Genomic DNA, 14,354 nt, shown 5'->3' with positions numbered 1-14,354 from the left:
CGGGCGCCACCTTGGGCGGTCCAGCGGGGCGACGGGAGGCGGCAGCATCGCCACCCCCGGCTTCGGCGTCAGGGCCGGCGGCGGGGGCGGTGCCGGAACCGGAACGGGCGCCGGGGCCTCGCTCACCTGCGGAGTCGGCGCAGGCGCGGGTTCGGGCTCGTGCTGGGCCGGCGGCTCCGGCGGGGAGGGAATTTCCGCGACCTTGGGCGGGGGCGGCTTGACCGGCGTGACGGCAGGCGGAACGGCCGGGGCGATGACCTGCGCTTCCCGCTCCACGACGGCCGTCTCCGGCGCGTCGCGCCCGATGATGAAGCGCGCACCGAGCGCCACCGCGAAGACCGCGATCACGCCGGCCAGCGCCAGCAGGACCGGCGAGACGGCGCGCCCCGATGCCGTCCGTCCGGATGCGGCGGCAGGCGTTTTCGGCGATGGCTTCCGTGCCGCGGCTTTCTGGGGCTTGCGCGGCGTTTTCTTGGCCATGGGAAGGAATCTCGAACCCTGGTTTCCGGTTTGCGCGCAAGGTGGCACCGCCGCTCCGTCGCTGCAACAGCGGAGCGGGGTGGAGGCCTTCACCGGCTGGGACTATGCTGTGACCCGCCATGCCCCGCACCTTGATCCCCCTGATAATCCTCCTGACGATCCTCGTCACCGCCACCGCCGGCCCTGCCCTCGCGAACGAGGTCCGCTGCCCAGCCAGCCTGGCCGTGCAGGCCCAGCCGGAAGCGCCCGGCGGCTGGTCGCCCTACCCGGCGAAGGACCAACACGCCTTCGTCGGCGTCGCTCTGGTCGAGGGCGAGCGGCCGACGCAGATGGCCGCCCCCGCCCCGGCGGCGCTGGAGCCGGACCGCAGCCTCCGGCGGGGCCGCTCGGAAGTCCGGCAATGGGACTTTCCCGCCGCCCGGCGCAACAATGTCTTCCTGATCTGCCGCTATGCCGGGACACAGGCAACGCTGGCCATCGACCTGCCGCGCACGGTGCGCCGCTGCCAGATCACCGAGGAGACCGACGCGCGCGGCATCGTCCTGGACAAGCCCGCGACGGCGCCGCAGTTCCTCTGCCGCTGATTCTCCGCCAAATCGAGGTTCGGACGGGCTGGAAATCCATGGCTTCAGCCGCTAGGGTACCCGCCTTGGAACAAGGCCGGAACGCTATTCCGGGACGATCGGGCCGAAACCGACGGACCGGAAACGACAGGCCGGAAGGATGCCGGGGCGCCCCATGCTGCTGCTCATCGATAATTACGACAGCTTCACCTACAACCTCGTCCATTACCTGGGCGAACTGGGCGCCGAACCGGACGTCCGCCGCAACGACAGCCTGACGGTGGAGGAGGCCATGGCGCTCCGCCCCGAGGGCATCGTGCTGTCGCCCGGCCCCTGCGATCCGGACAAGGCGGGCATCTGCCTGCCGCTGATCGACGCCGCCGCCAAGGCCGGCGTTCCACTGTTGGGCGTGTGCCTGGGCCATCAGGCCATCGGGCAGGCCTTCGGCGGCACCGTGCTGCGCGCGCCGGTGCCGATGCACGGCAAGGTCGACCGCATGTTCCACCAGGGGCGCGGCGTCCTCAAGGACCTGCCCTCGCCCTTCCGGGCCACCCGCTACCATTCGCTGATCGTCGAGCGCGCCACCCTGCCCGCCTGCCTGGAGGTGACCGGCGAGACGGAGGACGGCCTGATCATGGCGCTGTCCCACCGCGAGCTGCCGATCCACGGCGTGCAGTTCCACCCGGAAAGCATCGAGAGCGAGCACGGGCACAAGATCCTGGAGAATTTCCTGAACACCACCCGCCGGCTGGAGACCGCCGCATGAGCACGCCGTCCGCGCCGCACGGCGACCTGACCGACATGAAGGCCATCCTCGCCAAGGTCGCCGCCGGCAACGCCCTGAGCGAGCCGGAAGCCTCGCTGGCCTTCGACATCATCATGTCGGGCAACGCCACCCCGTCGCAGATGGGCGGCTTCCTGATGGCGCTGCGCGTGCGCGGCGAGACGGTGGACGAGATCACCGGGGCCGCCCGCGTCATGCGCGCCAAGGCGATCCCGGTGGAGGCCCCGGACGGCACCATCGACACCTGCGGCACCGGCGGCGACGGGTCGGGCACCTACAACATCTCCACCGCAGCCGCGGTCGTCATCGCCGCCTGCGGCGTGCCGGTGGCCAAGCACGGCAACCGCGCCATGTCGTCCAAGTCGGGCGCCGCCGACGTGCTGGGTGCCCTGGGCGTCAATCTGGACTGCGACATGGGGCTGGTGCGCAAGGCCCTGTGGGACGCGCGCATCGGCTTCCTGATGGCGCCGCGCCACCACCTCGCCATGCGCAACGTCGGCCCGACCCGCGTGGAGCTGGGCACCCGCACCATCTTCAACCTGCTGGGTCCGCTGTCCAACCCGGCCAGCGCCAAGCGCCAGCTTCTCGGCGTCTACGCGAAGCAGTGGGTGGAGCCGCTGGCCCATGTGCTGAAGCGGCTGGGGTCGGAGGCCGCCTGGATCGTCCATGGCTCCGACGGTCTGGACGAGATCACCACGACCGGCCCGACCACCGTCGCCCAACTCAAGGACGGCGAGGTCACGGTGTTCGAGATCGAGCCGGAGCAGGCCGGCATCTTCCGCGCCCGGCCGGAGCTTCTCAAGGGCGGCGACGCCCACGTGAACGCCGAGGCCATCCGCGCGTTGTTCGACGGCGCCCAGGGCGCCTACCGCGACATCGTCCTGCTGAACGCCGCCGCCGCGTTGCATGTGGCGGGCAAGGCCGGCGACCTCAAGGAAGGTGTCGAGCAGGCCCGCCACGCCATCGACAGCGGCGGCGCCCGCGCCGTGCTCCAGCGCCTTGTGTCCATCACGAATTCCTCCATCGCCAACGAACCGGTTGCCGCGCCATGAGCGACGTCCTGACCCGCATCTGCGACGACAAGCGCGCGCTGGTCCAAGCCCGCAAGTCCGCCCGTCCGCTGTCCGCGGTGGAGGAGGACGCCCGCGGCGCCGACCCGGCGCGTGGCTTCATCCGCGCCCTGCGCCGCACGGTGGACGGGGGCCGCTACGGCCTGATCGCCGAGATCAAGAAGGCCAGCCCGTCGAAGGGCCTGATCCGCCCGGACTTTGACCCGCCGTCCCTGGCCCGCGCCTACCGCGAGGGCGGCGCCACCTGCCTGTCGGTGCTGACCGACGAGCCCTATTTCCAGGGCTGCGACGACTATCTGCTGGCCGCCCGCGCCGCGGTGGACCTGCCGGTCCTGCGCAAGGACTTCATGGTCGATCCCTACCAGATCGCCGAATCCCGCGCGCTCGGCGCCGACTGCATCCTGATCATCATGGCCGCGCTGAGCGACGCGCAGGCCGCGGAGATCGAGGACGCCGCCATCGCCTGGGGCCTGGACGTGCTGGTCGAGGTGCACAACCGCGAGGAGCTGGACCGCGCGCTGGCGCTGAAGACCCCGCTTCTCGGCGTGAACAACCGGAACCTGAAGACTCTGGCTGTGGACATCGCCACGACCGAGGAACTGGCGGCCCACGTACCCGCCGACCGGATGCTGGTCGCCGAAAGCGGTCTCTACAGCCCGGCGGACCTGTCGCGCATGGCGGCGGTGGGCGCGCGTTGTTTCCTGGTCGGTGAATCGCTGATGCGGCAGGAGGATGTGACCGCGGCCACCCGCGCCCTTCTCGCCTGACACCAAATAAAAAAGCAATGGGGAGGAGCGACGCCGTGCCGAACGTGACCATTGCCCGTGAAAGCCCGCTCCAGGGCGAGGTGGTTCAGCTCATCGAGGAGTTGGACCGCTATCTGGGCGATTTATACCCGGCGGAGAGCAACCATCTGCTCGACCTGCAATCGCTGGCCAAGCCGGACATCCGTTTCCTGGTCGCCCGGCGTTCGGGAACCGTGGTCGGCTGCGGCGCCATGCGCATCGACACCGAGGGCGGCTATGGCGAGGTCAAGCGGATGTTCGTCCAGCCGACCGCGCGCGGTGGCCAGATCGGTCGGCGCCTTCTGGAACGCATCGAGGACGAGGCCCGCGCCGCAGGCCTGTCCCTGCTGCGGCTGGAGACCGGCGTTTATCAGGACGAGGCCATTGCCCTCTACCGCAAGCAGGGCTTCGCCGACTGCGCCCCGTTCGGCCCCTACGGTCCGGACCCGCTGAGCCTGTTCATGGAGAAACCCCTATGACCGACCAGCCCGCAAGCGGCTTCACCCATTTCGACGCCGAAGGCCGCGCGGTCATGGTGGACGTGTCCGACAAGGCGGATACGGAACGCACGGCGACCGCCCGCGGCTCCGTCCTGATGCAGCCGGAAACGCTGGCGCTCATCCTCCAGGGCGGCGTCAAGAAGGGCGACGTGCTGTCGGTGGCCCGGCTGGCCGGCATCATGGGGGCCAAGCGCACGCCGGACCTGATCCCGCTGTGCCACCCGCTGATGCTGACCTCGGTCAAGGTGGACCTGACCTGCGATCCCGAGCGCAACGCCGTGGACATCACCGCCACCTGCAAGCTCAGGGGCCAGACCGGCGTGGAGATGGAGGCGCTGACCGCCGTGTCAGTTGCGGCGCTGACCGTCTACGACATGTGCAAGGCGGTGGACCGGGGCATGACCATCACCGAGGTCAAGCTGCTGCACAAGGCCGGCGGCAAGAGCGGGGAATGGGGGAGCGCGGTCTGATGCTGCAGGTCGGTGAAGCCCGCGCCCGCATCCTCGCCGCCTTCACCGCCCTACCGGCGGAGACGGTGCCACTGCCCGACGCGCTGGGGCGCGTCCTGGCGGAGCCCGCCGTCGCCCGGCTGACCCAGCCGCCCTTCGCCGCCGCCGCCATGGACGGCTGGGCCGTCCGCGCCGCCGACATCACCCAGGCATCGGGGGAAGCTCCCGTCACCCTGCGCCGCATCGGCGAGTCCGCCGCCGGCCACGCCTTCGCCGGATCGGTCGGAGCGGGCGAGGCCGTGCGCATCTTCACCGGCGCGCCCCTGCCCGCCGGGGCCGACGCCGTGGTGATGCAGGAGGATTGCGAAGATGCCGGGGACCGCGTGCGCGTCGGGCGCGCCGTGCCCAAGGGGCGCTTCATCCGCCCCGCCGGACTGGACTTCACTGCCGGAGAGGAGTTGCTTCCCAAGGGACGGCTGCTCACCGCCCGCGACGTCGCCCTGGCCGCCGCGGCCAACCTGCCCTGGCTGCGCGTCCACCGCCGCCCACGGATCGCCGTGCTCGCCACCGGGGACGAGATCGCCCTCCCCGGCGATCCGCTGGGACCGAGTCAGATCGTCAGCTCCAACGCGCTCGGCCTGTGCGCGTTGGTCGCCAGCCAGGGCGGGCTCGCCCACAATCTCGGCGTGGCCAAGGACGATCCGGAGCATCTCGCCGTAATGGCCGCCGGGGCGGCCGGCTGCGACCTGCTGGTGACCACGGGCGGCGCCTCGCAAGGCGAGCACGACCATGTGCGCGACGTGCTGGGCGGGCTGTCGCTGGACTTCTACCGGGTCGCCATGAAACCCGGCAAACCGTTGATTTTCGGGACGGCGAACGGCGTTCCGCTGCTCGGCCTGCCGGGCAATCCGGTGTCCACCGGGGTGGCCGCCCTGCTGTTCCTGGTGCCAATCCTTCGCCGTCTCCAAGGGTTGCCCGCCGAGAACGCCACGCTCGCGGCGCGGCTCGGCGCGCCGCTGAAGGCCAACGACGACCGCACCGATTTCCTGCGGGCCACCCTGTCCACCGGAGCGGACGGCGAGCCCGTCGCCACCCCCTTCCCGCGCCAGGACAGCGCGATGATGTCCCGGCTGGCCCAGGCCGACGCCCTGATCGTCCGCGAGCCGCAGGCAACCGCCGCCGCCGTGGGCGACCGCGTGACGGTGATCCCGCTGAGTGGCGGTGTCCTGTCGCTTTAATCCGTTCCGCACGGGAAATCCATTTGGGAGTCCTGTCCGTCGATTTGCGATTGATTTCATCCGTAGGGCTTGACGGGGGTTAAGAACCAAACTAGAACAAGATGGAACGTTTTGCTTTTGTTCCATATCTAGTGCGGAACCGGCCGGGAGGCACAAATGCTCACGCGCAAGCAGCATGAATTGCTGCTTTTCATCAACGAGCGGCTCGGACAGGGCGGTGTGTCCCCTTCCTTCGACGAAATGAAGGACGCTCTCAACCTGAAGTCCAAGTCGGGCATCCACCGCCTCATCACGGGGCTGGAGGAGCGCGGCTTCATCCGCCGCCTGCCCCACCGCGCCCGCGCGCTGGAAGTGCTGCGCCTGCCGGAGGGGCTTGAGACCGCCCGCACCCGGCCGCCGCGCGCCAAGTTCCAGCCCAACGTCATCAAGGGCGACTTCAGCTTCGCGGGACGCGAGGCGAACCCGGCGTCCGAATCCGTGCAGCTTCCGCTCTACGGCCGGATCGCCGCGGGCACGCCCATCGAAGCGTTGCGCGACGGTTCCGCCTTCGTGGACGTTCCCGCCGCCATGCTCGGCATGGGCGACCACTACGCGCTGGAAGTCGCTGGCGATTCCATGGTGGAGGCCGGCATCCTCGACCATGACACGGTGGTCATCCAGCGCTGCGACAGCGCGGACAACGGCTCCATCGTCGTAGCCCTGGTGGACGACGCCGAGGTCACGCTGAAGCGCTTGCGCCGCAAGGGCAACACCGTGGCGCTCGAACCGGCCAACGCCGCCTACGAGACCCGCATCTTCGGTGCCGACAGGGTTCGGGTGCAGGGCCGCCTCGTCGGGCTGGTGCGGAAGTACTGACGGCAGGATGCTCCGGGGCGGCGGTTCAGCGCGCCCCGGTCTTTCCGTCGGGCAGCTTTCCCCCCATCGTCCAAGGGCGGTCGCCGCGCTGCCCCCGGACGGTTTCCACCCGGATGCCCTTGTCCGACAGGGTGAGCGTGTGCGCACCCTCCCGCCGCAGTCCCCAACGGTCGATGACCAGCGGCGCCCGACACCCGCGCGACGGGGTTGCGGTCACCACCGCATCGGCCACAGCGCAATCCTCCGGTAAGGCGTCCGGTTGTCGCAGCAGCGCCACCGTCTTCCCCTGCGCACGGTAGAGGCACCCCAAGGCGTCGCAGCGCAGCCGTCTGTCCAGGCTCACCCCGACAAGCGGCCAGACATCCTGCCCGGCTTTTTCTTCCGGCTTCTCCATGCCGTCGCGCCGCCTCCACGTGTTGGCGACCCGCCCGTCGCTGGCGGTCGACAGGCTGAGGATCCCCTCAGCGCCGCGCACGGCCATCAGCGTTCCGTCCTCCGACACCAGAATGTCGGGCCGCGGCGCTACGGCCGGGGCGACCAGCCCGCCAGCCAAGGCCACCAGCCCCAGCCAGCGCCAGCGTCCCGTCCAGATGGCCAGCCACAGCCCGCCCAGCGTGACCGCCGCGATGGCGGCGTCCGGCATGGCCGGCAGAAACGCCGTCGCTCCGGGCAGCGCCGCGGTCCGCTCCGCCGTCTCGATGACCAGCCGGACGCCCCAGTTCATCGCCGCCACCGCCGGCCCCTCCAGCCCGAAGGGCAGCAGCAGGTAGGAGAGCAGGCTGAAGGGCATGATCCACACCGTCGTGATGGGGATCGCCACCATGTTGGACAGTACGCCGTAAAAGGCGACCTGCTGGAAATGATAGAGCCCGTATGGCGTTGTCGCGACGGTCGCCACCACGCTGGAAAAAGCGATGCCGCCCAGAGTCATGGCTCCCCGGCCGAGCCAGCCCATCTCGCGCCGTTGCCGCACCGCCCAGGGCGTGAAGCGTTCGAAGGCAGCGATCAGGGCGACGACCGCCGCAAAGGACATCTGGAAGCTCGGCCCCAGCATCCCCTCCGGGTCGTAGAGGACGGTGACGATGCCAGCGAAAGCGACCAACCGCATGCTGATCGGTGATCGGTCGGCAATGACCGCGCCCATGATGAGGCCGGTCATCAGCACCGACCGCAGCGTCGGCAAGGGCGCCCCCACCAGCAGCGTGTAGAGGATCGCCGACAGGATGCCGGCCAGCGCCGCTATCTTCTTGATTGGCCAGCGCAGCGCCACCCAGGGAACCAGCGCCAGCAGCGCCCGCACCACCCAGAAGACGATCCCCGCGGCAATGCCCACATGCAGGCCGGAAATGGACAGGAGATGCGCCAGGCCGCTGTCGCGGAAGGCGTCCATCATCGGCTCGGGAATCGCCGCGGCGTCGCCGTTCAGCAGGGCGGCGGTGACGCTGGCCTCCGCGGAGTCGGTCACGACGGCGCGCACCCGCTCGGCGATGGCGGCGCGCGCCCGCTCGAAGGCCACGGTCACCCGTCGCCAACCTCCGGGCGGCGGCGCCTCCTGCGCGACGGGGGCGCCCATGACGAAGCCGACCGCACCGAAGCCTTCGAAATAGGCCCGCCGCTGCAGGTCGAACGCCCCTGGCTCCGCCGGGGCGGCCGGCGGGTGGAGCATGGCGCGCAGCCGCACCACCTTCCCGGCCTCCGGCGACGTCAACTTGGCCGGCAGATACAAGCGGACCCGCTCCGGCGTCGCCTCCGGGGCCAGCCGCTCCACCATCGGCTCCCCGACCATCAGCCGCGTGCCGGTGGGCTGCCGTTCGACCGCCAGCACCCGCCCGGTGACCTGCACCGGTCCAAGTTCGCGCGTCAGCATCGGCGCCGCCGCCACCACGCTGTGAAGTTGCGCCGCGGCGAAGCCCAGAGCGACGCTCAACAGCCCCAGCAGCAGAACGACCGGCGCCAGACGCCGCCGCGCCAGCCACAGCAGAGGCAGACAACCGACCGCAGCGCCCGGCCCCAGCCAGAACGGCGGCTCGGCGGGCAGGCCGAAATACAGCGCCACGCCCGCGCCCGTCCCCACTGGCAGCCACAGCGCCCAGCGCTCCCGCTCCGCGGCGAGACATTCCAGAGCCGCCGCGGAAAGGCGCGCGCCGACGCCGCGACGGACAGGACCGGCATCGCCCTCCTCCGCCACCAAACCTTCGTCTGCGCCCTCTTCAACCCCGTGGGCCATACTGTCGCCTATGCGCGCAAGGCAAATGCCTCCGGCGCCGTTAATGTGTTACACCACCGCACCACCGCAGTCGCACCGCAGCAGCCACAGCGCGGCGGCCGCAGCACTGTAGCAGCGCCGAACCTGGAATTGAGCCACCCATGACCGTCGTCACCCGATTCGCCCCGTCGCCCACCGGCTTTCTCCACATCGGCGGTGCCCGCACCGCGCTGTTCAACTGGCTGTACGCCCGCCACCATGGCGGCACGTACCTGTTGCGCATCGAGGACACCGACCGCCAGCGCTCGACGGACGCCGCGGTGGACGCCATCCTTGACGGCCTGTCCTGGCTCGGCCTCGACTGGGACGGCGACGCGGTCAGCCAGTTCGCCCGCAAGGACCGCCACGCCGAGGTGGCGCAGCAGATGCTGGCCGCCGGCCGCGCCTACTACTGCTACGCGAGCCCGGAGGAACTGGAGGAGATGCGCGCCGCCCAGAAGGCGGCCGGCCAGCCGGTGCGCTACGACGGGCGCTGGCGCGACCGCGACCCGTCCGAGGCGCCGGCCGGCGTGAAGCCGGTGATCCGCCTGAAGGCGCCGCAGGAGGGCGAAACGGTCCTGAAGGACCGCGTCCAGGGCGAGGTGACGGTGCAGAACGCCCAGCTCGACGACCTGATCCTGCTGCGCGCCGACGGCACCCCGACCTATCTTCTGGCGGTGGTGGTGGACGACCATGACATGGGCGTGACCCACGTCATCCGCGGCGACGACCACCTGACCAACACCTTCCGCCAGATCCAGATCTACAACGCCATGGGCTGGGACCTGCCGGAATTCGGCCACATCCCGCTGATCCACGGTCCGGACGGCGCCAAGCTGTCGAAGCGCCACGGCGCGCTGGGCGTCGACGCCTACCGCGACATGGGCTACCTGCCGGAGGCGATCCGCAACTACCTGCTGCGGCTCGGCTGGGCGCACGGCGACGACGAGATCATTTCGACCGAGCAGGCCGTGGAGTGGTTCAACCTGGAGGGCATCGGGCGCTCCCCCTCGCGCTTCGACTTCGCCAAGCTGGAGAACCTGAACGCCCACTACATGCGGCAGGCCGACGACGCCCGCCTCGTGGGTCTGGCTACCCCGCGGCTGGAGGCCGAGCTTGGCCGCGCGCTGACCGAGTCGGAGCGCGACCTGCTGACCCGCGCCATGAACGGGCTGAAGCAGCGCGCCCGCACCGTGGTCGATCTCGCCCAGAGCGCCCGCTTCTACCTCGCCGCGCGGCCGCTGGCGATGGACGACAAGGCCGCCGCGCTGCTGGACGAGAAGGGCCGCGGCGTCCTGACCGACCTCGCCGCCCGCTTCGAGGCCGAAGCCGACTTCACCGCCGCCGCCCTGGAAGGGCTGGTCCGCGCCTTCGCCGAGGAGCGGGGCGAAAAGCTGGGCAAGATCGCCCAGCCGCTGCGCGCCGCGCTCACCGGTTCCACCGTGTCGCCGCCCATCTTCGAAGTGGCCGAGATCCTGGGCCGCGCGGAAACGCTGGCCCGGATGAAGGATGCCGCAACTGCAGCACGGGGCTAACTTCCGTGCGTTGATATCCGCCCGGCATAGAACTATGCTGCGCGCATTCGAAAAGGGCGTTAAGCCCCAACCCTAAAGATAAGGACGTGCCGAGATGACCCAAACCGCGGACAAGGCCGATACCTTCACCCTGATCGACAACCGGACTGGCAAGCAGGTCAGCCTGCCCGTGATGAAGGGAAGCACGGGTCCGGACGTGATCGACATCCGCAAGCTCTACGCCGAGACCGGTTGTTTCACCTACGATCCGGGTTTCACTTCGACGGGCAGCTGCGAGTCCAAGATCACCTACATCGACGGTGATGAGGGTGTTCTGCTGCACCGCGGTTACGCCATCGACGACCTTGCCGAGCACGCGACCTTCCCGGAGGTCTGCTTCCTTCTCCTCAACAACCACCTGCCGAACGCCGCCGAGAAGGAAGAGTTCGAGGGCATCCTGCGCGGCCACTCGATGGTCCATGAGCAGCTGACCCGCTTCTACAGCGGCTTCCGCCGCGACGCCCACCCGATGGCGGTTCTCTGCGGCGTCGTCGGCGCGCTGTCGGCCTTCTACCACGACTCGACGGACATCGAGGACCCGGTGCAGCGCAAGATCGCCGCGCACCGCCTGATCGCCAAGATCCCGGCGATCGCCGCGATGGCCTACAAGTACTCGGTCGGCCAGCCGTTCATGTACCCGCGCAACGATCTGTCCTACGCCGAGAACTTCCTCTACATGACCTTCGGCACGCCGTGCGAGCCGTACAAGGTCAACCCGGTCCTGTCCAAGGCCATGGACAAGATCTTCATCCTGCACGCCGACCACGAGCAGAACGCCTCGACCTCGACCGTCCGTCTGGCCGGCTCGTCGGGCGCCAACCCGTTCGCCTGTATCGCCGCCGGCATCGCCTCGCTGTGGGGTCCGGCCCACGGCGGCGCCAATGAGGCCGTGCTGAAGATGCTGGAGGAGATCGGCTCCGTCGATCGCATCCCGGAGATCGTCCGCCGCGCCAAGGACAAGAACGACAACTTCCGCCTGATGGGCTTCGGCCACCGGGTCTACAAGAACTACGACCCGCGCGCCCAGGTCATGCGCAAGACCTGCCATGAGGTCCTGGCCGAGCTGGGAATCAAGGACGAGCCGCTCCTTGACATCGCGATGGAGCTGGAGAAGATCGCCCTTGAGGACCCGTACTTCGTCGAGAAGAAGCTGTACCCGAACGTCGACTTCTACTCGGGCATCATCCTGAAGGCGATGGGCTTCCCGACCAGCATGTTCACCGTGCTGTTCGCCGTGGCGCGCACCGTCGGCTGGATCTCCCAGTGGAAGGAGATGATCGAGGACCCGGTCCAGAAGATCGGCCGTCCGCGTCAGCTCTACACCGGCGCGACCAAGCGGGACTTCATCCCGCTGGCCGAGCGTGGCTAACCGGCCGACAGCACACATCGGGACGGGTGGCTCCGACGGAGCCGCCCGCAGCCCGGCTGCGTTCATCGTTCCGGCGCGGCGGGTCCGTCAGGGCCAGCCGGTCGCGAACGACAACAAGCCGCCGCTGTCGCGGCGGCTTCGCCGCATCGTCCTCTATGCGGTGATTGTGGCGATGATCGCCGCGGTGGTGCTGATCTGACCTCTTAGCCCTGGGTGATCGGGATGTGCGGCCCTTCCGCCGCCACACGCTCCATCCATGCGCGCACCGCCGGATAAGCGGACAAATCGAAACCACCCTCCTCCGCCACATGCGTGTAGGCGTAGAGCGCGATGTCGGCGATGCTGAAGCGATCGCCCACGAAGAAGCGGCGCTCCGCCAGATGCCCCTCCATGACGCCCAGCGCGTCGTAGCCAAGCCGGCGCTTGGTCACCAGCCCCAGCTTGCGCTCCTCCGTCATCTCCACATGGTGGGTGATCCAGAAGCGCACGGTCGCGACGTTCGGTTCGTGGCTGTACTGCTCGAAGAACATCCATTGCAGGACCCGCGCGCGGCCTTCGCGGTCGTCAGGCAGATAGGGCGTGCCTTCCGCCAGATACCACAGGATCGCGTTGGATTCCGGCAGATGGGTGCCGTCCTCCAATTGCAGGGTCGGGATGCGGCCGTTCGGATTCCGGCCCAGGAATTCCGGGGTGCGGGTTTCCGCCCGGTCGATGTCCAACTCGATCCGCTCATAGGGGATGCCGAGCTTGTGCAGCAGAAGCCGGCACTTGTAGCCGTTTCCGGAAGACAGGTTGTCGTAAAGGCGCAGCATGGGGGCGTGTCTCCGCTCCAAATCCATCCGATAGCGGATATAAACACGAAACGGAGTCAGGCGCCAGCGCGGCCCTGCGGACACGGTATGCCGAGCCGCTCCAGCCGCGACCGATCCGCCGCGGCCTCCGCCAGCAGCCAGTGCCGGAAGGCGCGGAGCACGCCGCGCCCCCGCCCTTCGGCCGGGGCGGTCAGCACGTAGCGGTCGCCGCAAGGCACCGCCGGTCCGAAGGGGCAGACGAGCCGTCCCGCTTCCAGCGCCTCCAGCACCAGCGATGGGCGCCCCAGCGCAATCCCCTGCCCAGCCATGGCCGCCTGGATCACCATCACCGATTCCGAGAAGCTCAGGCTGCCCGCTCCATACAGACTTACCCCGCTGCCGGAGCGCCACAGGCTCCAGTCCGGCGACGCCTGATAATGCAGCAGCGTCTGGCGGGACAGGTCGGCCGGACCGGACAGCCGCTCGGCCAGCGACGGCGCACAGACCGGGAACAGCGGCTCTTCCGACAGCAGCGTCCCGTCGGGACCCGGATCGCCGCCGCGCACGTAGCGGATGACCGCCCAGCCCGCCTCGGCCTCCGACGCGCGATCCGTGTTGCCCCCCTCGATGTCCAGCCGCAGGCCCGCCCGGCTATCCAGGAAGCGCCCCAGACGCGGCACCAGCCACAAGGCCGCCCAAGTGCGCGGCGCGGCAATGCGCAGCCGTTCCGGCCCTTGTCCGGCGATGCGGTCCCAACTCTCCTGAACCCGCCCCAGCCCGGCGGTACAGGCCTGCGCGAGATCGCGCCCGGCGTCGGTCAGGTGAAGCCCCTGCGGGGTGCGATCGAACAGACGGACATTCAGCCGCTTCTCCAGATCACCCACCTGTCGGCTGACCGCGCCATGTGTCAGGCCAAGCTCGTCGGCGGCGCGCGTCATGCTGCCGTGGCGGGACGCCGCTTCGAAGGCGGCCAAGGCGGTAAAGGGAAGGCGCGGCATCGGTGGCGTCTCCGGAGGTCGATGTGAGGATTCCTCACACCCATGCCCTGCGAAGTCAATTGTGGACCGGGGGAGCGGCGGGCAGGCTTGGGCGCAGACACCGAACCATCCCGGCACTTCCCATGACCATGACCTTGTCCATCACCGACATCTCCACTCTCGATGACGGCCGCCTGCGCGCGGAACTGGAAGCGCTTCTGGAGGACGCGGTGAACAGCGGCGCTTCGGTGGGCTACCACGCCCCGCTGGCCCCTCACTGGAAGCGGGCCTTCTGGGGCGGCGTGGCCAAGCTGCTGTCGGGCGGCGCGCACCGTCTGCTGATCGCCCGTGGGCCGGAGGGAGAGTTGCTGGGAAGCGTGCAGTTGGCGCTCTGCAGCAAGCCGAACGGCGCGCACCGCGCCGAGGTGCAGAAGCTGCTCGTCTTCACCCGCTACCGCCGGAACGGAGTCGCGCGACGGCTGATGGCGGCGGTGGAGGACACCGCCCGTGGTCTGGAGCGGTCGCTTCTGGTGCTCGACACGCTGAAGGGCGACCGCGGCGAGCCTTTCTACGAGGCGACGGGCTGGCAGCGGGCCGGGCTGATTCCCGGCTACACGGTGGAAGCGGACGGCGCCTTCCATGACACCGTCCTCTTCTACAAAACGCTGTGAGAC

15 protein-coding genes are annotated in these 14,354 nt (G+C 69.6%); 12 read left to right on the top strand and 3 right to left on the bottom strand.

Annotation, left to right across the window (positions count from 1 at the left end; translation table 11 throughout):
* The first annotated feature begins 599 nt into the window (after positions 1-599).
* The 8 genes from ACWPXE_RS13065 to lexA all read left to right on the top strand — a co-directional run bounded on the left by ACWPXE_RS13065 (position 600) and on the right by lexA (position 6,724).
* Positions 600-1,064, top strand: a complete 465-nt coding sequence (locus tag ACWPXE_RS13065; protein WP_454018203.1) for an STY0301 family protein — start codon at positions 600-602, stop codon at positions 1,062-1,064.
* Positions 1,065-1,218: 154 nt separating this feature from the next.
* On the top strand, positions 1,219-1,809 hold the full coding sequence (locus ACWPXE_RS13060) for an anthranilate synthase component II (protein ID WP_454018202.1): 591 nt from the start codon (positions 1,219-1,221) through the stop codon (positions 1,807-1,809).
* Positions 1,806-2,879 carry an anthranilate phosphoribosyltransferase gene (gene trpD / locus ACWPXE_RS13055; protein ID WP_454018201.1) on the top strand — a complete coding sequence of 358 codons (1,074 nt, stop codon included), beginning with the start codon at positions 1,806-1,808 and terminating at the stop codon, positions 2,877-2,879. The genes ACWPXE_RS13060 and trpD overlap by 4 nt, the downstream gene beginning before the upstream one ends.
* A complete protein-coding gene (gene trpC / locus ACWPXE_RS13050) occupies positions 2,876-3,664 on the top strand; it encodes an indole-3-glycerol phosphate synthase TrpC (protein WP_454018200.1) in 789 nt (262 codons plus the stop codon). The genes trpD and trpC overlap by 4 nt, the downstream gene beginning before the upstream one ends.
* Positions 3,665-3,699: 35 nt before the next feature.
* Positions 3,700-4,161 carry a GNAT family N-acetyltransferase gene (locus tag ACWPXE_RS13045; RefSeq protein WP_454018199.1) on the top strand — a complete coding sequence of 154 codons (462 nt, stop codon included), beginning with the start codon at positions 3,700-3,702 and terminating at the stop codon, positions 4,159-4,161.
* On the top strand, positions 4,158-4,652 hold the full coding sequence (gene moaC, locus ACWPXE_RS13040) for a cyclic pyranopterin monophosphate synthase MoaC (RefSeq protein WP_137114364.1): 495 nt from the start codon (positions 4,158-4,160) through the stop codon (positions 4,650-4,652). The genes ACWPXE_RS13045 and moaC overlap by 4 nt, the downstream gene beginning before the upstream one ends.
* Positions 4,652-5,869, top strand: a complete 1,218-nt coding sequence (locus ACWPXE_RS13035; protein ID WP_454018198.1) for a molybdopterin molybdotransferase MoeA — start codon at positions 4,652-4,654, stop codon at positions 5,867-5,869. The genes moaC and ACWPXE_RS13035 overlap by 1 nt, the downstream gene beginning before the upstream one ends.
* A 156-nt stretch (positions 5,870-6,025) precedes the next feature.
* Positions 6,026-6,724, top strand: coding sequence for a transcriptional repressor LexA (gene lexA, locus ACWPXE_RS13030; RefSeq protein ID WP_035680784.1), 699 nt, complete (start codon positions 6,026-6,028; stop codon positions 6,722-6,724).
* Between the two features lie 25 nt (positions 6,725-6,749).
* Here lexA and ACWPXE_RS13025 read toward each other — a convergent pair whose 3' ends face one another.
* Entirely contained in the window at positions 6,750-8,912 is a 2,163-nt protein-coding gene (locus tag ACWPXE_RS13025) for a ComEC/Rec2 family competence protein (protein ID WP_454018197.1), read from the bottom strand.
* A 179-nt stretch (positions 8,913-9,091) separates the two neighbouring features.
* Between ACWPXE_RS13025 and gltX the strand changes: the two genes are divergently transcribed.
* The 3 genes from gltX to ACWPXE_RS13010 all read left to right on the top strand — a co-directional run bounded on the left by gltX (position 9,092) and on the right by ACWPXE_RS13010 (position 12,111).
* Complete coding sequence (gltX, locus tag ACWPXE_RS13020) at positions 9,092-10,504, top strand: glutamate--tRNA ligase (protein WP_454018196.1); 1,413 nt, start codon at positions 9,092-9,094, stop codon at positions 10,502-10,504.
* A 94-nt stretch (positions 10,505-10,598) separates the two neighbouring features.
* On the top strand, positions 10,599-11,912 hold the full coding sequence (gene gltA, locus ACWPXE_RS13015; RefSeq protein WP_038528311.1) for a citrate synthase: 1,314 nt from the start codon (positions 10,599-10,601) through the stop codon (positions 11,910-11,912).
* Positions 11,905-12,111: a hypothetical protein gene (locus ACWPXE_RS13010; protein WP_454018195.1), complete on the top strand. Its 207-nt coding sequence runs from the start codon at positions 11,905-11,907 to the stop codon at positions 12,109-12,111. Before gltA ends, ACWPXE_RS13010 begins: the two co-directional genes overlap by 8 nt.
* A 4-nt stretch (positions 12,112-12,115) precedes the next feature.
* Here ACWPXE_RS13010 and ACWPXE_RS13005 read toward each other — a convergent pair whose 3' ends face one another.
* Both ACWPXE_RS13005 and ACWPXE_RS13000 read right to left on the bottom strand, forming a co-directional pair.
* Positions 12,116-12,724 (bottom strand): glutathione S-transferase family protein, encoded by a 609-nt coding sequence (locus ACWPXE_RS13005; protein WP_454018194.1) that lies wholly within the window; start codon positions 12,722-12,724, stop codon positions 12,116-12,118.
* A 56-nt stretch (positions 12,725-12,780) separates the two neighbouring features.
* Positions 12,781-13,701, bottom strand: coding sequence for a LysR substrate-binding domain-containing protein (locus tag ACWPXE_RS13000; RefSeq protein WP_454018193.1), 921 nt, complete (start codon positions 13,699-13,701; stop codon positions 12,781-12,783).
* A 122-nt stretch (positions 13,702-13,823) separates the two neighbouring features.
* Here ACWPXE_RS13000 and ACWPXE_RS12995 point away from each other — a divergent pair, with 122 nt between their 5' ends.
* Complete coding sequence (locus ACWPXE_RS12995) at positions 13,824-14,351, top strand: GNAT family N-acetyltransferase (RefSeq protein ID WP_454018192.1); 528 nt, start codon at positions 13,824-13,826, stop codon at positions 14,349-14,351.
* Positions 14,352-14,354: the final 3 nt, after the last annotated feature.

It is taken from the genome of Azospirillum sp. Marseille-Q6669, assembly GCF_965111635.1.
Note: the sequence above shows the minus strand (reverse complement) of the source record. Positions and strands in the feature narration are given on the sequence as shown.